Source organism: Actinoallomurus sp. NPDC052308, assembly GCF_040679195.1.
Classification (GTDB): Bacteria; Actinomycetota; Actinomycetes; order Streptosporangiales; family Streptosporangiaceae; genus Actinoallomurus; species Actinoallomurus liliacearum.
The window spans coordinates 42,818-62,986 of record NZ_JBFAUM010000039.1 but is presented as its reverse complement, the minus strand read 5'-3'; the positions used below and the strand labels follow the sequence as shown (position 1 = coordinate 62,986).

At 69.3% G+C, this 20,169-nt stretch carries 26 protein-coding genes, 1 tRNA gene and 1 pseudogene; 13 read left to right on the top strand and 15 right to left on the bottom strand.

All coding sequences use genetic code 11. From position 1 onward, the window contains the following. The 4 genes from AB0L00_RS42385 to AB0L00_RS42370 all read right to left on the bottom strand — a co-directional run. On the bottom strand, positions 1–497 hold a 497-nt coding region (locus AB0L00_RS42385; protein WP_364443410.1), incomplete at its 3' end, for a DEAD/DEAH box helicase. Between the two features lie 334 nt (positions 498–831). Beyond that, on the bottom strand, positions 832–1,035 hold the full coding sequence (locus AB0L00_RS42380) for a cold-shock protein (RefSeq protein WP_364443409.1): 204 nt from the start codon (positions 1,033–1,035) through the stop codon (positions 832–834). Positions 1,036–1,455: 420 nt separating this feature from the next. Continuing rightward, the gene (locus tag AB0L00_RS42375; protein WP_364443407.1) at positions 1,456–1,821 is read right to left on the bottom strand and encodes a hypothetical protein; all 366 of its coding nucleotides are present in this window, start codon (positions 1,819–1,821) and stop codon (positions 1,456–1,458) included. A gap of 214 nt (positions 1,822–2,035) precedes the next feature. Next, positions 2,036–2,623 carry a DUF5994 family protein gene (locus tag AB0L00_RS42370; RefSeq protein ID WP_364443406.1) on the bottom strand — a complete coding sequence of 196 codons (588 nt, stop codon included), beginning with the start codon at positions 2,621–2,623 and terminating at the stop codon, positions 2,036–2,038. 350 nt (positions 2,624–2,973) lie between these two features. Here AB0L00_RS42370 and AB0L00_RS42365 point away from each other — a divergent pair, with 350 nt between their 5' ends. The 4 genes from AB0L00_RS42365 to AB0L00_RS42350 all read left to right on the top strand — a co-directional run bounded on the left by AB0L00_RS42365 (position 2,974) and on the right by AB0L00_RS42350 (position 6,003). After that, entirely contained in the window at positions 2,974–4,113 is a 1,140-nt protein-coding gene (locus AB0L00_RS42365) for a ferredoxin reductase (protein ID WP_364443405.1), read from the top strand. 14 nt (positions 4,114–4,127) lie between these two features. Then, positions 4,128–5,243 carry an acyl-CoA desaturase gene (locus tag AB0L00_RS42360; RefSeq protein WP_364443404.1) on the top strand — a complete coding sequence of 372 codons (1,116 nt, stop codon included), beginning with the start codon at positions 4,128–4,130 and terminating at the stop codon, positions 5,241–5,243. Positions 5,244–5,289: 46 nt separating this feature from the next. Then, positions 5,290–5,562, top strand: coding sequence for a universal stress protein (locus tag AB0L00_RS42355; RefSeq protein ID WP_364443402.1), 273 nt, complete (start codon positions 5,290–5,292; stop codon positions 5,560–5,562). Between the two features lie 180 nt (positions 5,563–5,742). After that, a complete protein-coding gene (locus tag AB0L00_RS42350) occupies positions 5,743–6,003 on the top strand; it encodes a hypothetical protein (RefSeq protein ID WP_364443401.1) in 261 nt (86 codons plus the stop codon). A gap of 309 nt (positions 6,004–6,312) precedes the next feature. On the opposite strand, the gene AB0L00_RS42345 is transcribed toward AB0L00_RS42350, so the two are convergent. The 3 genes from AB0L00_RS42345 to AB0L00_RS42335 form a co-directional block, all read right to left on the bottom strand. Further along, positions 6,313–6,396 (bottom strand) — tRNA-Lys (locus tag AB0L00_RS42345). A gap of 308 nt (positions 6,397–6,704) precedes the next feature. After that, on the bottom strand, positions 6,705–6,845 hold the full coding sequence (locus AB0L00_RS42340; protein ID WP_364443400.1) for a hypothetical protein: 141 nt from the start codon (positions 6,843–6,845) through the stop codon (positions 6,705–6,707). Positions 6,846–6,883: 38 nt separating this feature from the next. Continuing rightward, the gene (locus AB0L00_RS42335; RefSeq protein WP_364443399.1) at positions 6,884–7,486 is read right to left on the bottom strand and encodes a superoxide dismutase; all 603 of its coding nucleotides are present in this window, start codon (positions 7,484–7,486) and stop codon (positions 6,884–6,886) included. 153 nt (positions 7,487–7,639) lie between these two features. On the opposite strand from AB0L00_RS42335, the gene AB0L00_RS42330 reads away from it, so the two are divergent. Continuing rightward, entirely contained in the window at positions 7,640–8,170 is a 531-nt protein-coding gene (locus AB0L00_RS42330; RefSeq protein WP_364443398.1) for a GNAT family N-acetyltransferase, read from the top strand. A 307-nt stretch (positions 8,171–8,477) separates the two neighbouring features. Here the strand turns inward: AB0L00_RS42330 and AB0L00_RS42325 are convergent. Next, positions 8,478–8,546, bottom strand: a pseudogene (locus AB0L00_RS42325) (hypothetical protein); the annotation flags it as partial. 100 nt (positions 8,547–8,646) lie between these two features. Between AB0L00_RS42325 and AB0L00_RS42320 the strand changes: the two are divergent. Continuing rightward, on the top strand, positions 8,647–8,817 hold the full coding sequence (locus AB0L00_RS42320; RefSeq protein ID WP_364443396.1) for a hypothetical protein: 171 nt from the start codon (positions 8,647–8,649) through the stop codon (positions 8,815–8,817). A 64-nt stretch (positions 8,818–8,881) separates the two neighbouring features. Here AB0L00_RS42320 and AB0L00_RS42315 read toward each other — a convergent pair whose 3' ends face one another. Together AB0L00_RS42315 and AB0L00_RS42310 are read right to left on the bottom strand one after the other, a co-directional pair. Continuing rightward, positions 8,882–9,670 carry a polysaccharide deacetylase family protein gene (locus tag AB0L00_RS42315; RefSeq protein WP_364443395.1) on the bottom strand — a complete coding sequence of 263 codons (789 nt, stop codon included), beginning with the start codon at positions 9,668–9,670 and terminating at the stop codon, positions 8,882–8,884. A 32-nt stretch (positions 9,671–9,702) separates the two neighbouring features. Next, the gene (locus AB0L00_RS42310) at positions 9,703–10,761 is read right to left on the bottom strand and encodes an LLM class flavin-dependent oxidoreductase (RefSeq protein WP_364443394.1); all 1,059 of its coding nucleotides are present in this window, start codon (positions 10,759–10,761) and stop codon (positions 9,703–9,705) included. 84 nt (positions 10,762–10,845) lie between these two features. Between AB0L00_RS42310 and AB0L00_RS42305 the strand changes: the two genes are divergently transcribed. Beyond that, a complete protein-coding gene (locus AB0L00_RS42305; RefSeq protein WP_364443393.1) occupies positions 10,846–11,130 on the top strand; it encodes a hypothetical protein in 285 nt (94 codons plus the stop codon). A gap of 91 nt (positions 11,131–11,221) precedes the next feature. On the opposite strand, the gene AB0L00_RS42300 is transcribed toward AB0L00_RS42305, so the two are convergent. The 5 genes from AB0L00_RS42300 to AB0L00_RS42280 all read right to left on the bottom strand — a co-directional run bounded on the left by AB0L00_RS42300 (position 11,222) and on the right by AB0L00_RS42280 (position 15,200). Beyond that, entirely contained in the window at positions 11,222–11,944 is a 723-nt protein-coding gene (locus tag AB0L00_RS42300; protein ID WP_364443392.1) for a TIGR03943 family protein, read from the bottom strand. After that, positions 11,941–12,984, bottom strand: coding sequence for a permease (locus tag AB0L00_RS42295; protein WP_364443391.1), 1,044 nt, complete (start codon positions 12,982–12,984; stop codon positions 11,941–11,943). Before AB0L00_RS42295 ends, AB0L00_RS42300 begins: the two co-directional genes overlap by 4 nt. Before the next feature lie 30 nt (positions 12,985–13,014). Beyond that, positions 13,015–13,992, bottom strand: a complete 978-nt coding sequence (locus AB0L00_RS42290) for an ATP-binding protein (protein WP_364443390.1) — start codon at positions 13,990–13,992, stop codon at positions 13,015–13,017. A 226-nt stretch (positions 13,993–14,218) separates the two neighbouring features. Then, entirely contained in the window at positions 14,219–14,608 is a 390-nt protein-coding gene (locus AB0L00_RS42285) for a Fur family transcriptional regulator (protein WP_364391029.1), read from the bottom strand. 112 nt (positions 14,609–14,720) lie between these two features. After that, complete coding sequence (locus AB0L00_RS42280; protein WP_364443389.1) at positions 14,721–15,200, bottom strand: transcriptional repressor; 480 nt, start codon at positions 15,198–15,200, stop codon at positions 14,721–14,723. A 99-nt stretch (positions 15,201–15,299) separates the two neighbouring features. On the opposite strand from AB0L00_RS42280, the gene AB0L00_RS42275 reads away from it, so the two are divergent. The 6 genes from AB0L00_RS42275 to AB0L00_RS42250 are packed head-to-tail and all read left to right on the top strand — an operon-like array spanning position 15,300 to position 20,042. After that, positions 15,300–16,250 carry a metal ABC transporter substrate-binding protein gene (locus AB0L00_RS42275; RefSeq protein WP_364443388.1) on the top strand — a complete coding sequence of 317 codons (951 nt, stop codon included), beginning with the start codon at positions 15,300–15,302 and terminating at the stop codon, positions 16,248–16,250. Between the two features lie 2 nt (positions 16,251–16,252). Beyond that, positions 16,253–17,020, top strand: coding sequence for a metal ABC transporter ATP-binding protein (locus tag AB0L00_RS42270; RefSeq protein WP_364443387.1), 768 nt, complete (start codon positions 16,253–16,255; stop codon positions 17,018–17,020). Between the two features lie 2 nt (positions 17,021–17,022). Continuing rightward, on the top strand, positions 17,023–17,889 hold the full coding sequence (locus AB0L00_RS42265; protein WP_364443386.1) for a metal ABC transporter permease: 867 nt from the start codon (positions 17,023–17,025) through the stop codon (positions 17,887–17,889). Continuing rightward, complete coding sequence (locus tag AB0L00_RS42260; RefSeq protein ID WP_364443385.1) at positions 17,886–18,761, top strand: metal ABC transporter permease; 876 nt, start codon at positions 17,886–17,888, stop codon at positions 18,759–18,761. Before AB0L00_RS42265 ends, AB0L00_RS42260 begins: the two co-directional genes overlap by 4 nt. Beyond that, on the top strand, positions 18,758–19,597 hold the full coding sequence (locus tag AB0L00_RS42255) for a metal ABC transporter permease (protein ID WP_364443384.1): 840 nt from the start codon (positions 18,758–18,760) through the stop codon (positions 19,595–19,597). Before AB0L00_RS42260 ends, AB0L00_RS42255 begins: the two co-directional genes overlap by 4 nt. 58 nt (positions 19,598–19,655) lie before the next feature. Then, positions 19,656–20,042: an SCO5389 family protein gene (locus tag AB0L00_RS42250; protein ID WP_364443383.1), complete on the top strand. Its 387-nt coding sequence runs from the start codon at positions 19,656–19,658 to the stop codon at positions 20,040–20,042. Positions 20,043–20,169: the final 127 nt, after the last annotated feature.

Sequence of the window (20,169 nt, the reverse complement as noted above, 5' to 3'; positions counted from 1 at the left end):
CCGCGGTTGAGAGCGGCGGCCTGTCGTGAGATCGATACGCCGCCCACGACGGTGGCCGATCGAAGGCCGACGGATGTGGCGTAGGGGGCGAGGGCGTCGGTGACCTGCTGGGCCAGTTCCCGGGTGGGAACGAGCACCAAGGCCAGCGGCCTACGCGGCTCAGCGCGCCGGCCGGCGCTTCGAGCGAGCATCGCCAGCCCGAACGCGAGGGTCTTCCCGGATCCCGTACGGCCGCGGCCGAGGACATCGCGGCCGTTCAGCGCGTCCGGAAGGGTGGAGGCCTGGATGGGGAACGGCTCCGTCACGCCCTGCCGGGTCAATGTGGACAGCAGGGCCGCCGGCATCTCCAGCTCGGCGAACGACGCGGCCGGGGGAAGAGGCGGCGTGGAGCTCACGGGAAGTGCGAAATCACCCTGCCTCCGGATGGCCGGTTGACGCGAAGCTCCGGTACGGGTGTGGGTGGAGTGACTGCGGGACGGACGGGTCGGACGGGTCATGCGTAAGCCTTCCTGAAGCGGCACGTCTCGAGGAAGGCTCCGCGGCCCACGGCCTGGAGCAATCACAAAACGAACCGAAGTGAGTCGCGAAGCAGCGCCGTACTGAAGAGGTACGGCGTCAAGACGGCCGAGGCCCTTCGCGGAAGGGCGTCTGAGGGCCGAACTCAGATGGATGGACCGGCCTGGAGCCGGGGACACGGGGCCGTGGGGCGGATCTCCGCCGAAGGAGCGCACCCTGGACGACGGCTGTCGTTATCGCTGGAAACCTGAAATCCCAGGCCGACCGGCGGGGCCCGGATCTTCGCGTACGGGCCTACGGCATACCGCGTGACGCTCAGGCAGGAATGATGTTCTCCGCCTGGAGGCCCTTCTGGCCCTGCGTGATCTCGAACTGGACCTTCTGGCCCTCCTGCAGCTCACGGAAGCCCTGAGCCGCGATGTTGGAGTAGTGGGCGAAGACGTCCGCGCCGCCGCCGTCCTGCTCGATGAAGCCGAAGCCCTTTTCCGCGTTGAACCACTTCACGGTGCCGGTAGCCATATCCGTTTCCTTCCGGGGCTTTGACGGAACCCGCACTCTGCGAGCCTCGCGTCGCCGTAATGACCCCACCCGGATGACTCCGGTGAAGAAGGCGCCTGGAGTGAAGATCGACAGGCGTACATGAAGTCCATGGAACCACAACTGCAACCATGTGACCCTACCACCCGTAGACAAAGTAAGCAACCTGCCGCACAGCCGGGCACGCCGTCTCCCCCTGTCACCCCAGCCCCGCGGGCCGACGCCGACCTCAAGCTCGTCCCGGACCACTTCGGGCACTCGCGGCATCCGGCACCCGGCACCGATGCGAATCAGCGGGCCCATCACACGAGTACCCGAACCGTCGGTGACACGCGCGCTCGAACCCGTCACCACCACGGCCATGTCATTGATGTCGTCGATCCGGGATAGGCGCGGTGACGCTCACCGGGGCGGCGATGAAACGAGGACCTCGACCCGCTCGACCGGCATGTCCAGCGCGGTGGAGAGGGCCCGCAGTTCATCGCGTTCCCGCGTGGTTATTCCCGGGGCGAGACGGTCCAGGACCGTGATCAGCTGGTCGACGGCCTGTTCCCACCGCCCGGTGGCGGCCGAGCCGGTGATCTGCCGGAGCGTGCTCGTGGGAATCCGGTCGGTGTATCGGCCGGGCAGGCCGCGCATCGCACCGGCCAACTCTCGGCGCTGTCTCGGCGTTGTCGGCGTGCTCTCGATCTGGTAGCGCCAGCGCTGGATCATCCGATCGCCGGTCCGGCGAACGACCCACAACGCCGTGGTCCAGACGGCCATCATGTGACCTCCTCGAGCCGTGGTGGCTCTCATCGGTCCGTCACCCACGCTGTCCGAGGAACGCCTTCGCTCACTGCTCCAAAAACCGCCGCCCGGGGCTTCCGCGAGGCCGCTGAAGGACAGAAGGTGGCTTCGGACATCACGCTAGGCCCTGCGGATACCCGGGGATGAGCCGCCCCCGTACCGGCCCATCCTCTTTCCCGCCTTCGCAGCTACCTCAGTCCGGGTGCGTCGCCGGGAGGGCCGTGGTGGGCGCGCCGTCATCGAGCCAGCGGCCGATCTCACCTCGCTCATCCAGCGGCGGGGCGTCCTCGGTCACCGTGGGGCGTACGCTGCCGGCGCCCGCAGGGCGAGGCCCCCGGCCGCGTGAGCGATCACCATCGTCCGGGACCGTCTGGCGCGTGTTCGTCCCGACCGTGTTCTCGATGCCGGTGGCGGCGAGGATCTCCTCGGGCCTGCCGCTGGTGTTGCCGGCGGCCGCCATCGCCAGGGCGGCCTTCGCCGAGGCCGTGGACGCCTGGGGCGGTATGACCAGGAGCAGGAAGTGGTCTTGTGGTCCGCGAGTCACGATGATCTTGTGGTTCACGTCGGCGAACCTCCCGACCCGCACCACGTGCCCGTCGGCCGTGAGGCGGCGGGGAATGTCATCCCAGTCGCGGGCATCGATACCGAGCCGCACGATCGCGCCGACCTGTGCGTTCAGCGACGAGAGGAGGAGCGGCAGTTCCACGCTCGCGTTACGGGAACGCGGCCACCAGCCGCCGTCGAGGATTCCCCGGCGCTTCAACGCCGGATCGAGGCTCAAGCGCGACGCCGGCGGGATGGCAGAAAGGACATCATTTTCATCACTAGCGTGCGGTGCCATGACGTCGGCCCCGTCCTCGGCCCCCGAAGGGCACCGGATTTTCATACGCCCAGGACGACGTCAACTTGGCCATCGGCGCGCGAAATGCCCTCGGTAATTCGATCATACCCAGGAGAATCCGGCGCGAACCGATGTGGCGCTTCTGGTTTTCCTGTCATCTCGCCCATCAAAGGCCACCGGCATGCGCGGTCTCCAGCCGGGTATCACGGAATCATGGGGGCTGGGCTGATCGATGGGAGCGACTGGCGGTCGAGGTTCCGGCCGCGGGCACTTCGCTGGAGACCTACTTCTTGAGCACACCCGGCTCCGCCGTCCGGTCGGCCGTCTTGCGGCGGCTGGCGGGTGCCGTACGGTCGCTGACCACGCCGCTACTTCCGGATGACTATCTCGCGCTGTTCGATCCGCTGTTGTGCGGGTTGGAGGTGCGGGGCCGGATTCAGGCGATCCACCCGGAGACCGCGGACGCGATGACGCTGGTGATCCGTCCCGGCCGTGGTTGGGTTCGGCACAGGCCGGGGCAGTGGATCCGCGTCGGCGTCGATATCGCGGGGGTGCGTCACTGGCGGACCTTTTCGGTGTCCTGCCCGCCGGGACGCCCGGACGGATGTATCACCATCACAGTCAAGGCGGTCCCGGACGGGCTGGTCTCACGCTACCTGGTGCGGCAGGCAGCGCCTGGCGTCATCGTCCACCTGGCCGGGCCGGATGGGGAGTTCGTTCTCCCGGAGCCGCCACCGCCGCGTCTGCTGTTCCTGACGGCAGGCAGCGGCATCACGCCGGTGCGGGCGATGCTGCACAGCCTCCTGTCCGGTGCGGCCGCGGAGGATGCAGCGGAACACGCAGTCCCCGTATCGCGCCGTTCCGAGTGCCGTGGGTTGCCCGATGTGGTCTTGATGCATTCGGCGCCCACGCCGGCAGATGTCATCTTCGGCGCGGAGCTGCGGGCATTGGCGGCGCGGTTCGCGAATCTGCGGCTGTATGAGCGGCACACGCGAACCGGGGGGCGGCTCAGGCCGGCTGACCTGCCGGACCTGTGCCCGGACTGGGCCGAACGCACGGCGTGGGTCTGCGGGCCGGCCGAGATGCTCCAAGAGGCCGAGGAGCACTGGGCCGGATCGCCTGATCGGCTGCATGTCGAGCGCTTTCGCCCGGCCGCGCTGACGGCCGAGGGGGAGGGCGGCCGGATTCGGTTCACCAAGAGCGATCGGCAGACCGACGCCGACGGCGGCACGCCGCTGCTGATCGCCGGGGAGCAGGCGGGGGTCCTCATGCCGAGCGGCTGCCGGATGGGGATCTGCCACAGCTGCGTGGGACGGCTCGCCTCGGGGCGGGTACGTGACCTGCGCACCGGTCAGATCCACGGCGAAGCGGGCGACCTTGTCCAGACCTGCGTGTCGGCCGCCGCCGGACCAGTCGAGATCGAGCTTTGACGCAGAGGGGGATCATGTCGACCACCGCGCTTGTCAGCCCGACCGACGTCGATGAGTTCGGACGTGAGCTGGACAGCATCCGCGACGAGGTCATCGCGAGCCTCGGGGACCGGGACGCACGCTACATCCGCGGCATCATCGCGACCCAGCGCAAGCTGGAGCTGGGCGGCCGTGTCCTGCTGTTCGCCTCCTGGCTGCCGCCCGCCTGGGTGGCCGGGACCGCGGCGCTGGCCACCGCAAAGATCCTGGAGAACATGGAGATCGGCCATAACGTTCTGCACGGGCAGTGGGACTGGATGCGCGATCCGAAGATCCACTCCACGACCTGGGAATGGGACGTCGTGTCACCGGCCGACCAGTGGAAACACTCCCACAACTTCGTCCACCACACCTGGACGAATGTGCTCGGCAAGGACCGCGACATCGGCTATTCGCTGCTACGGGTCAGCCCGGAGCAACCCTGGCACCCGGTCTACCTTCTCCAGCCGGTCTACAACGTGTTCCTCGCGCTGGTCTTCGAGTACGGCATCGCGCTGTACGACCTCGAGGTCGAACGCATACCGGCCGGCGACAAGAGCCTGCAGGAGACCTGGACCCAGCTACGCGCCATCGCCGGAAAGGTACGGCGCCAGATAGTCAAGGACTATCTGGCGTTCCCGCTGCTGGCCGGCCCCGGCTTCGTCCCCGTCCTGCTCGGCAACCTCACCGCGAACCTGGCCCGCAACGTATGGGCGCACACCATAATCTTCTGCGGCCACTTCCCCGAAGGCGCCGAGACCTTCGCCGAAGAGCAGTTGGAGGGTGAGACCCGCGGCGAGTGGTACGTCCGCCAGCTGCTCGGCTCCTGCAACATCGACGGCGGCCGCCTCCTGCATCTCATGAGCGGCAACCTCAGCCACCAGATCGAGCACCACCTGTTCCCCGACATCCCGAGCAACCGGTACTCCGAGATCGCGCCACGAATCCGCGCACTCTGCGAACGATTCGGACTCCCCTACACCTCCGGCTCACTGGCCCGCCAGACCGGCTCGGTCTACAAACGCATCCTGCGACTCGCCTTCCCAGGACCCCGGCGTCAACACACCGCACCGACAGAACCACCACCGCCAGCCTTCCAGGCGGTCACCTGAAGCACGAAGCGTGCGCCCGCCGACCGGCGAACCGGCGGAGAATGACGTGAGCAGCGTGGCGCGACACATGGTCGACGACGCCGTGGTCCTCCTGTCCACGGCGGGCGTGCAGGCCGAGGGCCTACTGCTGGAGAGTACGCCGGGATACACGCCGCGAGCCGTACTGGATCAGGCACGGAAGCTGGACGTGGACCTGATCGTCCTGGGTTCCCCGCACCACGGCGGCCCCTCCGCGCTGTTCCGGTCCAACGTCGCCGACGAGGTATCCCGACACGCGAAGTGCCCGGTCCTCATCGTGCCCTGGCATGTACCCGCATGACATGTCCGCCGACCTTGAAGCGGCACGGGACGCCGCCAGGCCGGTTGGCTCGCCCTGGTTCCCGGGACCGCGGACGAGGGCACACTTGAGGGTGCCGGGGTCCGCGCCGAAGTGCGGACCGGGGCCGGGGCAGCCCGGTGGGGCCGTCCGCCTGGATTCTGCGCGGAGGGGGGATCGGCTGTGCCTGACAAGGTCGTGCTTGTCCTACGATTCCACCCGGTCGGCGGGGAAGATGTCTCCGTGGTATGCCGGGACTTCAGTGACGAGAATGAGGCGCTCGAAGCGGTCGCTCACGCCATAGACGAGCATCGCAGCCTGGTCTTGAACGAGGCGAGGTACGAGCGCGAGGCCGATGAGAGCGGCATCGTCATCAACATGGCCAATGTGGTGTCGATGCGGGTGTCGAGGACCGATGGCGCCGCGACGGGCCAGTACCTCTGACCGAAGCCGCCGCCGGGACATGGACGGCTTCGAACGGCGTTCTCATCGGTGTGCGGCGGGCCATGCCTGGAGTGGGGGTTGCGCAGGACCCAGCCGGCGCCCTGCCGGACTGTCGGCGGAGCCTGAGGGCGCCGGGCGGTCGGGATACTGGAGCGCCAGAGGCGCACATCCTGGCGGAGTGCGCTGCCGCCGACCACGCTGCACAAGATCGACACAAAAGAGCACCCACAGAGCACCCACCGACCCGAACGAGCAACACGGAATCCGTCAGACCCGAGAAACCACAGTTCGACGGCCAGATGAGTGGTATGGCGCCTGGGACTCGAACCCAGAACCTATGGATTAAAAGTCCACAGTTTTATGAGAATCCCCTGCTCGGCGCGCTACCGCGTCTTGTTTCGCAGTCCCACTACGTGTCATTTCATCCGCGTTCGCCATTCGCTTCACGGCATATCAACCCGACGGCGTACCAGGTGCTGCCGGGCGGTACCGCGACATACGAGCATCCCGCGGAGCACCCGAACTGACCGTTGGCCGTGGATGGCTATGCATCGCACCCAGTCTCGACCGAGCCTTACCAAGCGGCGTAGCCGATCCTTCAAAGCTCCAGGCGAACCCACCCACCACGGCAGTTTTGGAAGCGATATAGGTCTGTCGGTTACCGACTCTGTCGCACTTTAGCTAGTAACAGATGGTAAGACTTAGAACGCGTTCCGGTACAGGCCGGCGAGTGCGTCACCGACCTCCAGCGCGGACGCGCCCTGGTAGAGGGTGGTGTCGATGCGCACACTAGGCTCCGCTGGAAGATGGTGAGGCGGCGCCTCCCGAATCGGCTGGGACATGTTTCGGAGCATGAAGCCGGTTCGGGAGGCGCCGCGGTCTATTTCGCCCGGGCGGCGTCGAAGCGGGCGGTGACGTCGGTCCAGTTCACCAGCGACCACAGCTTCTGCACGTAGTCGGGCCGGACGTTGCGGTACTGCAGGTAGTAGGCGTGCTCCCAGGCGTCGAACACCAGCAGCGGCGTGGTGTTCATCCCGACGTTGCCGTGGTGGTCATAGACCTGCTCCACCACCAGACGGCGGCCCAGCGGCTCCCACGCCAGCACGCCCCACCCCGACCCCTGCACCGTGGACGTCGCGGTCGACAACTGCGCCGCGAACGCGTCGAAGGAGCCGAAGTGCTCATCGATCGCCGCCGCCAACTCCCCGGCGGGACGGTCCCCGCCGTCCGGGGACAGGTTCTGCCAGAAGATCGAGTGCAGCACGTGCCCGGACAGGTTGAACGCGAAGGTCTTCTCCAGCCCGACCAGACCGCCGAACTGCTCCTCCTCACGCGCCTCGGCCAGCCGATCGAGAGTGTCGTTGGCACCCTTCACGTACGCGGCGTGGTGCTTGGCGTGGTGCAACTCCAGGACCTCACCGGTGATCGCGGGCTCCAGCGCCGCGTAGTCATAGGGCAGGTCCGGCAGCGTGTACGTCGACATGCGACCACTATTGCAAATAGATCGCAGTTACATCAAGCATGCGATTAGATGGATCTCAGGTCGGGACGAACGCCCACTTCAGCCGCGAGGCCCCGGCGATCCGCGGCCAGCCGGTGATGGAGTAGGGCCGATTGCGACGAGGAGGTCTAAAACGTGCAAGATCGCAAGCCCACGTCCCGGACGAGGTCGAGTGCCCGTCCCGGAGGCGGACACCAGGCCGATGTACGGCAGGCAGTCGAGGACGATGTCGCAGAACTCATACGCCTGCGAGCGCTGCTGTTCGAAACCCTCGGCGGTGACTTCTTCAATCCCTCATCAGCAGGCGACGACTGGCGAGACGCCCTCGCCACGATTCTGATGGAGAAGCTGACAGCGGACGACGCGCGAATTCTGGTCGTGGACGGCGACAGCGGCCTGGCCGCCTGTGGCATCGGCACCGTCGAGCAGTGGTTCCCCGGCCCGCACTCCCGCAACGGCCGGATCGGCCACGTGATCGGCGTGGTCACCGATCCGGCGTATCGCCGGCGCGGTCACAGCCGCGCAATCATGCGAGGTCTGCTCGATTGGTTCCGGGAACGTGATGCCGTCCGAGTGGACCTGCACGCCTCTCGCGAGGGCGAACCGCTCTACCGGGAACTCGGCTTCTTCGACCACCCCGACCCCGCACTGTGCTGGCGTCCGTGACGGACCGGCCAGGGCGTAGACCCGCCGGCCATGGGGTGTCGGCTCGACCGACGGAGGCGCTCGCGGCCACGCCGAGCGATCTGACCGGGTATCGATCCGCTGGCTGCTGTCCGGCCCATTCAATATCCTGCAGCGCCGCCTTGAGAGGATTTGGAGGTCCTCGCTCGACGAGGCAGCATCCAAGGACATTGATGTCCAAGCGGCAAGGGACCTCTAACCATCACTGACACTTTGCGTACGTCGTGCGTTGGTCTGGGAGGGTGTGGGCCGTCCGCGAAACGGCGGGCCGGCCCACACACCGTGGGTGTCAGCAGTCGACCAGTTCGGGTTCCTGGTTGAGGATCTGGGCGCGGGCGGTGATGAACTGCCGGTACGCGCGGTCGGCGCCGGCGCCAGGTCAGATTCACCGTGAGCACCGCCGGCATCCGGGCCGCCGGTAACGTCATCGACCCGCGCGCCCAGGGAGCGCCCCCACATTGACCGCCCTCCGGGTCAGTCAGCCCCTGGTATCCCAGCACCTGCGCGTGCTGTGCGCATCTCAGATCGTCACGACCCGTCGTCAGGCCCGCGAGATCGAGTACTCCCTCGTTGACGACCATGTCGCCCATATCGTTCTCGACGCGATCCGGCACGCCGGCGAATGGTGATCGAACACGAGGACGCGGACGTTGACGGTGTGGCCTGCTCGCGGTGGTCGTCCCATGCGGCAGGTCAGAGGGCGACGAAGGTGAGGCCGCGTTGCTTCAGTGCGGGGATGACCGTCCGCAGCGCGCGGATGGTCTCGGAGCGGTCGCCGCCGCCGTCGTGGCAGAGCAGGATGTCGCCCGCCTGGGCGCGCAGCAGCCGGTCGGTGATCGTCGTGGTGCCGGGGCGGGCCCAGTCACGCGGGTCGACCTGCCAGTCGATGCAGATCATGGAATGCTCGGCGGCGACGTCGATGATCCGCTGCGACCAGGCGCCGCCCGGGGAACGGAAGAACTTCGGCGCGACTCCGGAGATCTGTGCGATCCGGTCGTGGCCACCGCCGATCTCCTCACGGACCCGGGCGTCCGTGAGCGCGGGAAGGTTCAGCGGATGCGTCACCGTGTGGTCGGAGACCTGATGTCCGGCCGCAACGATCCGCCGGACCAGCTGAGGGTACTCGGTGACCTGCACGCCGATGAGCGAGAACGTCGCCGGAACGTCAAGTTCGGCCAGCAGGTCCAGCATCTTCGGTGTCCATACGGGGTGCGGGCCGTCGTCGATGGTCAGCGCCACCGCGTTCGGCGGTGCCGCCGGTTGGAGATCGTGCAGGCTGTGGATCGGCCGGCGCAGCGCCTGTAGGGGCCGTCCGTGGGCATAGCCGGGATCGGGCCGGGAGGTGGGGACCGACCTGCGTACATGGTGTACCGTCTTCGGCGCACCGGTGCCACGAAGGAATTCCGGTGCCCCGCCCGCCACGAGACCGGCACCGGCGGCACCGAACGTCCACAGCACCTGACGCCGGTCCAGCTTCCTCATATTGCTCCCCCGCCCGTACGACCATCGATCCATCAACTAGGACTCTCGGTTTCATCGAGGAGTTCGGATCCTGGTTCGCGGTTTCCGTCCCCGAAACGGGCGCGGAGGTGGGGCAGGACCTCGGCGCCGAGCCGGGCGATGTTCTCCCGGGTCCGGCGCGGGGATCCGGCGCCCTCCACCATGAGGATCAGGTGGCGGATGCCGGTGCGCTCCACCGTCGCCGCCATGGTCTCCACGCAGTCTTCGGCGGTGCCGACCGGGTGGATGCGGCACAGCAGATCGGCGTAGGCGTCCGGGTCGCGCGGGGTGTGGGGCCGGTCGTCGACCGGCACGTACCCGGCCAGGCCCGGCCGCAGCCAGCGTGGCAGCTCCGCGCGCAACAACCCCTGGGCCTCGGCCCGGGTGTCCGCGGCGTAGGCCATGACGGCGGCCACGTGCTCCGCGCGTGTGTTCCCGGCCGCGGCGGTGTACGCGTCGACCATCCGCCGCCTGCCCTCGTCGTCGACGTGCATGCCGAGCAGCATCGGCAGGCCGCGTTCGGCGGCCAGCGCGGCGGTGCCGGCCGAGGTGCAGGCGACCACGACCGGCGGGTACGGGCGGGTGCGCGGGCGCGGCACCATCGGCACCCCTCGGAAGGCGAAGGTCGGCCCGGCCGCCGAAAGCCGGGGACGGGTCAGTCCGGCCAGCAGCAGGTCGAGGCTCTCGGCGAAACCGGACTCGTACCGCGTGAGCCCGGTCCCGAACACCTCAAGGTCCACCCACGGGCCGCCCCGCCCGACCCCGAGCCGGAACCGGCCACCGGACACCTGGTCCAACAGCGCGGTCTGCTCTGCGAGTGCGACCGGGTGGGCGGTGGACAGCACGCTCACCGCCGTCCCGACCGCGATCCGTTCCGTACGGCCCAGGACATAGGACGCGAGCGTGACCGCCGACGGACAGGTCCCGTACGACATGAAGTGATGCTCGGCGAACCACACGTCGTCGAACCCCGCCTGCTCGGCGGCGACGGCCGCCTCGACCGTGGCGGTCAGCACTTCACCGTCGCTCTGACCGGGGAACCGCGCCGCCAGTAGGAACGCACCCACCCGCATTCCCATACTCTGCCGGAAATCGGCGCGGCTGGGGACAGATGGGCTAGCGATGTTCGATGTTCAGTGCTCGTCCCAATGATCTCCGTGGGCGGCATGCCGGCATCCATCATGGACATAGTCGATGTGATCGCCGTGCGGCACGCTCACATGGCCGCAGCCCTCACCGTGCCGATGTGGATGGTCATCATGCTGGAGATGGCCGGTGGGTTCGCATTCGTCGACGTGTCCGTCGTGCGGTCGGTGAAGATGCCCGTCGTGGGCATAGTCGACATGGTCGCCGTGCGGCACGGCGACATGCCCGCATCCCTGCCCGTGGGCATGGGTGTGGCCGGTGTGCTGTCGGTGCTCTGTCATCGCTGTCATCAGTAGATACCCCCTCGGTCTCCTCCTTTCCCGGTGGTGACCCCGGTGAAGAGTGCCGACTGCGCGGGCGCCCGTACGGCAGGCGGGGATCACCGCGTCATTCGTAGGGGTCGGCGGGTCGGGCGATGCGCTCCAGACCGGTGGCCGTGAGCTGAGGAAAGGCGATGTCGTCGATGCTCGCCCAGAGCGGCGACCAGGTGCCGGTGACCCGTATCCACGTGCCGGTGGGCGGTGCGGGCGTGTTCTTGATGATGACGCGCATCGGGACGGCGTCGGCCGCACAGCAGGTCATGCGCAGGCGGATCAGCATCCATTGGTTCCGGCCGGCCGGGCGGGCGAATCCGGTCAGGATGACCTGGCGCCCGGTCAGGGTGTCGTGACCGGCCTTGGCCTGGAACGCACGGGCGGTGAACTCGGTCAGCGAGATTCGCGTAGGGCCGTCGGCGGACAACGCCGCCAGGGCAGGTCCGGCTTGCGGTCGTGGGGCCTGGTCGACGGCGCGTTCGGCGGTGAAGGAGCCCAGGGCCGTCGGCGCGATCATGGCGATCACCAGTGGCGGGAGAAAGAGCAGCCAGGTGGCTCGTGGCCCTTGATCGTGGTCGTGCTCGTCGCCCTGCCTGTCGGATGTCGCGGGGGCGGTGCGGCGCCAGGTGATGGCGATGCCGAGTCCGCCGAGCGCGCACAGGACGGCTCCGGTGGCGATCAGCGGGATCCGGAAGCCGGGGCGGACGTAGTTGAGGTACTCGCGGCCGGCCAGGGTGATCCACAGCAGTGTCCCGCCGGCCGCCAGTAGGACGACGTTCTGGGCGGCCTTTCTCACAGCAGGACCCGGCCGATGAGGGCACTCGCGACGATCGCCAGGGCGAAGGTCATCGGGACGAACCGGGCTGCGAAGCGCGGTCCGAAGGTGCCGGCCTGCAACGCGATGAGTTTGAGGTCCACCATCGGGCCGACGACGAGGAAGGCCAGCTTGGCCGTTGCGGAGAACTGGGTCAGGCTCGTGGCGACGAACGCGTCGGCCTCCGAGCAGATCGACATCACCACGGCCAGTGCCGCGAGCACGGCGACCGACAGCCACGGAACGCCTGCCACGGCCGCGGTCCAGGCCGGGGGCACCGTGACGTTGAGGGTCGCCGCGATCGCCGCGCCGGCGACCAGCAGGCCGCCGGTGTGCAGCAGGTCGTGCCGCAGCGCCGCGGCGAATCCCGGCCATCGTGCCCCGTGGGCGGCGCGCGGGCGGGAGGGGATCCGCAGCCATTCGATGCGACCGAACCGCAGCCACAGCCACCCGGCCGCCACCGAGACCAGCAAGGACGCCGCAAAGCGGGCGGCTACCATCTCCGGATGCCCGCGGAAGGCCACGGCCGTGGCCACGAGCACCACGGGGTTGATGGCGGGGGACGACAGCAGGAAGGCCAGCGCGGCGGCGGGCGTGATGCCACGAGCCATCAGACCGCCCGCGACCGGGACCGAGGCGCACTCGCATCCCGGCAGTACCGCGCCGGCCGCGCCGGCGACCGGCACCGCGAGGAGAGCGCGACGCGGCAACGCCCGCCGCCAGAACGCCTCGGGCACCAACGTCGAGATCGCGGCGGAGACGGTGGCGCCGAAGGCCAGGAACGGCAACGCCTGCACACAGATCGCCACGAAGACGGTCGCCCACCCCTGCACCCTGGCCTCGCGCAGGTGCGGGGCGGCCAGCACTCTTCCCGCCGCCAGCACACCGGCCACCGCGACGACACCGAGCAGCGCGCGGGGCCCTGCGGCCATCGGTGGTCGTCGGCCCCACTCGGCGGGCGGGAGTTCCGCGTCCTCCTCCCATGCCGCCTCGACGGCCCGCCACCTGGGCGCACTCGGCATCGTGCCAGACCTCCGGCCCTGTGCCCCCCGTTATCGGACGGCCGGCAGCGCCGCCGTCATGGCCTCGGGGCCGAGGACGAATCCCGGGTCGATCTGAGCCTTCAGATCCTCGCCGGTCGCCGAATTCGCCCAGGCGTCGGCGTTCTTGAGATGGAACTCGATCGCCTGGCGAGTGAACTTCGGCCAGTCCTTCGGCCGGGCGTCGACCGCCTCTCGCATGGCGGCGAGCATCCGTCGGTCGGGGTCGGCGAGGTCGGTCAGGGTGAAGGGCCGGCCCTGTTCCATCGCGCGGACCGCGCTGGAGTCCCCCACGCAGCCGAGCAACGCGTCACCGACCTGCTCATGCAGGAAGGCGACGTCCTCGGGGCCGTGGACCTTGTTGCCGATGACCTTGAGGGCCACGTCGTAGTCGGCGGCGTAGTCGGTCCACTGCCGGTAGACGCTCACCCCCTTACGAGTGGGCTCGGCGACCAGGAACGTCAGGTCGAACCGGGTGAACATGCCGGATGCGAAGGATTCGGCCCCGGCCGTACAGTCGACGACGACGTACTCCCCGGGCTCGTCCACCAGATGGTTGAGGTAGAGCTCGACCGCGCCGGTCTTGGAGTGGTAGCACGCCACGCCGAGATCGTCGTCGGTGAACGGGCCGGTGACCATGAGCCGGGCCCCGGACGCCTCCACCGTCAGATCTTCGTGGATCGGATCGTCACCACCGATGCGCAGGAGCCGGGAGCCGTAGCCGGGTGGGGTGGTCTTGACCATCGCCGCGGCGGAGGAGATCCGCGGATTGGTCCCACGCAGGTATTCCTTGATCTCGGGCAGGCGCTCTCCCATCGCCGGGATCGCGGTGGCCTCGAACTCATCCAGCCCGAGCGCCACCCCCAGATGCTGGTTGATATCGGCGTCGACGGCCACCACCGGAGCACCGGAAGCCGCCAGATACCGGACGAACAGCGATGACAGCGTCGTCTTTCCGCTTCCGCCCTTACCGACGAACGCGATCTTCATGAATCCCTCTCGTACTCATGCCAGCCGGAGTGGCACTGAGTGAACAGATGCGCACTGAATGTTACATCGATATCGGTGACGCAACGCGCTGGCGCACATGGAGAGCTTATCGGAATCGAAAACCGTTTTCAGTGGCTTTCCGGTAACGCCTACGCCACCGCAAGCCCCCCGGAAGGCGAGATGGACGCGACGGCACTTCCATCACCGCCCGGTCACGGGAAGGGGGTCAGCGGCGCTCGCCCGCGCAGTCGGGGCACAGGCCGAAGATCTCCACGGTGTGGTCGACGTCGGTGAAGCCCGCCTCGGTCGCGACGCGTTCGGCCCAGCGCTCGACCGCACGTCCTTCGACCTCGACGCTACGCCCGCACGATCGGCAGGTGACGTGATGGTGGTGGGCGCTGGTCTCGCAGCGGCGGTAGAGCGTCTCGCCGGTCTCGTCGCGGAGGGTGTCGACGGCGCCGTCCTCGCTGAGGACCTGGAGATGACGGTAGACCGTGGTCAGCCCGATGCGCTCACCCCGGCGGCGCAACTCGGCATGGATGTCCTGAGCGCTGCTGAATCCCGGCAGGTCCGCCAGGACGTGGCTCAACGCCTCGGCCTGCCGTGTGCCTCGCACGCGGGTTCCCCGGCCGGCGGAGGTCTGCCGCGCGGATCGGGCGGTCGAGTGCGAGGTCATGGTCGGTGCTCCGGCCGGTCGAGGTCTGGTCATCGGTCGCCTCTCGACCGTATCAACCTCCGAGGCCGTCGGGTCCGGTTCGCAGACACGAACCGCAGACGCCGTACACCTCCGCCTGGCGCGGGTCGGGTTCGAAGTCGACCTCGGCCGCGATGGCGTCCAGCCAAGCGCCGTCGTCGGCGGCCGGGTGCTCCTGGACGTCACCGCAGCGGCGGCACACCAGGTGGTAGTGACGGCCGGGAGCGCACGGCCGGTACCGGGTCTCACCGTTGTGGATGAAGACGTGCAGGAGCCCGGCGTCGGCGAGCGCCGCCAACGTCCGGTAGACCGTCGACATCCCGACGCGATGCCCCTGGCCGGCGAGTTCGACGTACAGCTCGTGCGCGCCGATCGGGCGCCGCCGGCCATCGAGCGCTTCCAGCACCTGACGTCTGCGCCGGGTCGGGGACAGGCCCGCGGCGCGGAGCCGCGCGGACAGCTCATCGACGCCGCCACCGCCGGAACGGCCGGCGGTGGCGGGGTGGGAGCGCATGCGCCGAGCGTACGGACATCGGCCGATATTGACAACCATTTCCGTTAGGGCGAACATGGGACCGGTTTTCATTAGCATGGAATGCCTCGAGGAGATACGTTGCGCACCCGATTCCCCCTGCCGGCCGTCCCCGTCGTCGCGGGCTGCCTGCTCGCCGCCGCGGCCTGCGGTTCGAGTTCCGCGAAAGACGCCGGCACCTCGGCGAGCGGCGGCAAGAAGCTGAACGTGGTCGCCACGACCACGCAGGTCGCCGACTTCGCCCGCACCATCGGCGGCGACAAGGTCAAGGTCACCCAGATCCTCAAACCCAACGTCGACCCGCACGACTACGAACCCTCCCCCGCCGACATCCAGGCCGTCGCGCAGGCCGACGTGGTCCTGGAGAACGGCGTCGGCCTGGAGCGGTGGCTGGATCAGACGATCAAGTCGGCAGGGTTCCACGGCACGCTCGTCGACACCAGCAAGGGCGTGGCCATCCGCAAGGGCGACGGCACCGACGAGGAAGCCGCCGGCGACCCCCACATCTGGCACAACCCCAAGAACGCCGAGATCATGAGCCGCAACATCGCGACGGCGTTCGAGGGCAAGGACTCCGCCGACAAGGCGGCCTACGAGGCGAACCTCACCTCCTACACCACCAAACTCGACCAACTGGACTCCTGGATCGCCGGGCAGATCAACACCCTGCCCGCGGACCAGCGCAAGCTCGTCACCAACCACGACGCGTTCGGCTACTACATCGACCGCTACCACCTGACGTTCGTCGGCTCGATCATCCCCAGCTTCGACACCTCCGCCGAACTGTCCGGCAAGCAGCTCAACTCCCTGATCGCCAAGATCAAGGCGACCGGAGTCAAGGCGATCTTCTCCGAGTCCTCCTTGCCCCCCAAGACCGCCGAGGCCATCGGGAGGCAGGCCGGAGTGAAGGTCGAGGCCGGCGAGGACTCCCTGTACGGCGACACGCTCGGGCCCGCCGGCTCGGCCGGGGCCACCTACCTCGACATGGAACGGCACAACACCACCACCATCGTCACCGCGCTGAAGGGCTGACCATGGAACCGGAGATCCCGCCCCCGGCGCTGGACCTGGACGAGGTCACCGTCGCCTACGGCCCCGCCCTCGCGCTGGAGAACATCGACGGCATGGTCGCCCCCGGCGAGGCCGTCGCCCTGATCGGCCCGAACGGCGCCGGCAAGTCCACCCTGATCAAGGCGATTCTCGGCCTGGTCCCGCTCGCCGGAGGCCGGATCACGGTCCTCGGCCGGCCTCCGGCCGCGGCGCGGCGCGACGTCGCGTACGTCCCCCAGGCCGACACCCTTGATCCGGAGTTCCCGATCTCGGTCGGTCAGGTCGTGCTGATGGGCCGCTACCGGCGGATCGGGTGGCTGCGCCGGGCGAAGGCCGCCGACAAGGAGGCCGCCCGCCGGGCCTTGGAGCAGGTCGGCTTGGCCGACCGCGCCCGCCACCGGTTCGGCACCTTGTCGGGCGGTCAGCGCCAGCGCGTGCTGCTGGCCCGCGCCATCGCCGCCGAGCCCCGCCTGCTGCTGCTCGACGAGCCGTTCAACGGCGTGGACGCTGTCAGCGAGCAGGCTCTGCTGGACGCGATCGCACGGCTGAAGGACGAAGGTGCCGCGGTGGTGGTCTCCACCCACGACCTGGCGCTGGCCCATCTGGCCTGCGAAGAGGTCTGCCTGCTCAACCGCCGGCAGTACGGCTTCGGCCCCACCCAGGCCACGCTCACCCCCGACCGGCTCCGCGCCACCTACGGCGGACACGCCCTCGAACTGCGCGGCGACCGCGTCATCGTCGCCCACTCCTAGCCATGTATCAGATCTTCATCGAACCGTTCCGGTTTCCCTTCATGGCCCGGGCGCTCGCCGAACTGGTGATCCTCGGGGCGCTGGCCGGGACCGTCGGCGTGCTGATCCTCCTGCGCCGCCTGGCCTTCATGACCGACGCCCTCACCCACACGGTCTTCCCCGGCGTCGTCATCGGCTACCTGCTGAGCGGCGAAGGGGGCATCTTCTGGGGCGCGCTCATCGCCGGCGCCGCGACCGCGGTGCTGCTGACCCTGCTCACCCGCCACCGCGCCGTCACCGAAGACGCCGCGCTCGCGGTCCTGCTGACCACCTTCTTCGCCGTCGGCGTCGTTCTCGTCTCCCGGGAATCCGGCTACACCGCCGACCTGACGGCGTTCCTGTTCGGCCGGATCCTCACGGTCACCCCCGCCCAGCTGACCCAGACCCTCGCCGTGACCGCCCTGGTCATCGCCACGATGGTGATCCTGCGACGGCCGTTGCTCGCCCGCGCCTTCGACCCGGAGGGCGCCCGGGCGAGCGGATACCGGATCGGTCTGCTCGACCTCGCCACCAACACGATCGTCGCCCTGGTCGTCGTCGCCTCCGTACGCGCCGTCGGGACCGTCCTGGTCATCGCACTGCTCATCGTGCCCGCCGCCGCGGCCCGCGTGGTGTCGGACCGGCTCGCGCTCATCGTGCCGATCGCCGCCGTCCTCGGCGCCCTCGCCGGCTGGACCGGACTCGCCGTCAGCTACGACGCCTCGATCCATCACGGGCTGCGGCTGGCCTCCGGCGGCACCGTCGTCCTCGTCCTCATCGCCTGCCACCTGATCGCGCTCGCGGCCGGGATGATCCGGCGACGGCCGCGCCCGGTACGGAGAGCGGCATGACCGCCGTCGACCGTGCGATCCTCGAAGCCGTGCTCCTCGGCACGGTCGGCGGCCTGATCAGCGTGCAGATCCTGCTGCGCCGGCTGCCGTTCTTCACCCTCGCCATGACGCACGCGACCTTCCCGGGCGTCGTGCTGGCCGCCATCGCCGGAGTCAACCTGTATGCCGGCGGCGGGCTGTTCGGCGTGCTCATCGTGCTGGGCGTCCTGGCCCTGTCCCGCCGCCCCGGGCAGGACACGACCACGGCGATCGGGATCGTGCTGTCGGCCGGGTTCGCGCTCGGCGTCGTCCTGCTGTCGGCACGCGACGGGTTCTCCAAGGACCTGGCCGCCTACACGGTCGGCCAGATCCTCACCGTCGGGACCGGCGACCTGACCGCCGTCGCGGCGGTCGGCGTCATCGTCATGGCGCTCCTTTCCGTCGCGGGACGGCAACTCACGTTCCGCGCCTTCGACCCCGGCGGCTACGCCGCCGCCGGATACCGGCCGACCGCCATCGATTTGGCACTACTGCTCACCGTCGAGGCCGTCATCATCGTCGCCGTCCCCGCCGTCGGCGCGATCCTGGCCGTCGCCGTCCTCGTCGCCCCGGCCGCCATCGCCCGCCTGTGGACCCATGACGTCACCGCGATGACCGCCATCGCCGTGACCTCGGGTATCGGCAGCGGGCTGGCCGGTGTCCTGATCTCCACCCGGTACGACGTCGCCACCGGAGGCACTATCACCGTCGTCGCCGGAACCCTCTTCGCGCTGTCCCTGGCGGCGACCACCACCTGGACCGCCATCACCGGATCACGACGCCGCCGCCGGCAGGCGGCGAATCGATCCGCTCCGGCCACCACCGGGCCGTCGCACCTCGAGGAGGCCGAATGAGCGCGCTCACCGAGCGGGCACTGACCGAACTCCTCCTCACCGGAGGGGTCTGCGGCGTCCTCGGCGTCCAGGTCGTGCTGCGGCGCCTGGCGTTCTTCACCGAGACGCTCGGCCACGTCACCTTCCTCGGCATCGTCGCAGCCGCCGTCGTGGGGACCGACGTCAAGATCGGCGCCGGGATCGCGGCGGTGGGCGCGGTCGCGGTGATGGGCCGCGGCGGCGTCGCGTCCCGAGCACATCACCAGCGCTCCGGTGTCATGATCAGCGGCGCACTCGCGCTCGGCGTCGTGCTGATCTCGACCCGGCCGGGCTTCAGCAAGGACCTGAGCGCCGCCCTCGTCGGCTCCCCCCTCACCGCCGGAACCGGCGACATCACCGTCGCGGCGATCAACGCCGTCCTCGTCGCCGTCACGCTCACGCTCGCGCACAAGGAACTGGTGCTCGCCGCGTTCGACCCCGCCGTGACGCGGGCGCTCGGGTACCCCACCCGGCTCATCGACGGCGGCCTGCTGGCCCTTCTCGCCGTGACCGTGGTGACCGCCGTACCGGCCGTCGGCGCGACGCTACCCCTGGCGCTGCTGGTCGGCCCCGCCGCCTCGGCCCTGCTGTGGACCCGCCGCATCATCCCCGCCACGCTCATCGGCGGGGTGCTCGGCGCGGTCGGCGGCGCTGCCGGGCTGGCCCTGTCCCTGCACTACCGCGTCGCGACCGCCGCCGGCACCGCCGTCATCTGCGGCGCCCTGTTCATCGTCGCGGTCACCACCACACTCGTCGGCCGCGCACGGCGGCCGGACTTCACAGACCGGCCACAGGTCTGTGACGCCACCGCTACCTGACCAGGCCGTCCGACCGATCTACCGTCCCAGGCGACCCATCTATCCGACAGGAGAACCCATGTCGCTGACCGTGTCCCCCGAACTCCTCCAGAACGCCCAGCGCGGCGACGTCGACGACGCCGCGTTCGTCGACTGCATTCGCACTTCCCTGCCCTACGGCTGGCAGGTCGTCACCGGCCTCGTCGAAGAACTGCGAAACAGTGACGGCGAGTTCGCCGACAACCAGACCCCGCCGCCGGACGAGACCGCCCGCGGCCAGCTCCTGCGCATGATGGCCAGCGACGCCATGCGCGCCGCACTGGAGAACCACTTCGGCGTACGACTGGCCTTCCAGAACTGCCACCGCGTCGCCGTCTTCCGCCCCGGCGCCGACCGCGCCTACCGGCAGTTCATCACCGCCCGCGCTCAGATCCTCAACCAAAAACCCGAACTCGTCGACTGCTGACAGCACGGCGGGGGGGGGGGGCGGGGCCGGGGGGGCGCCCCCCCCCCCCCCCCCCACCCCCCCCCCCCCCCCCCCCCGGGGGGCGCCCGCCGGGCGCGCGGGCGGCGCGGGGCGGGGGGGGGGCCGC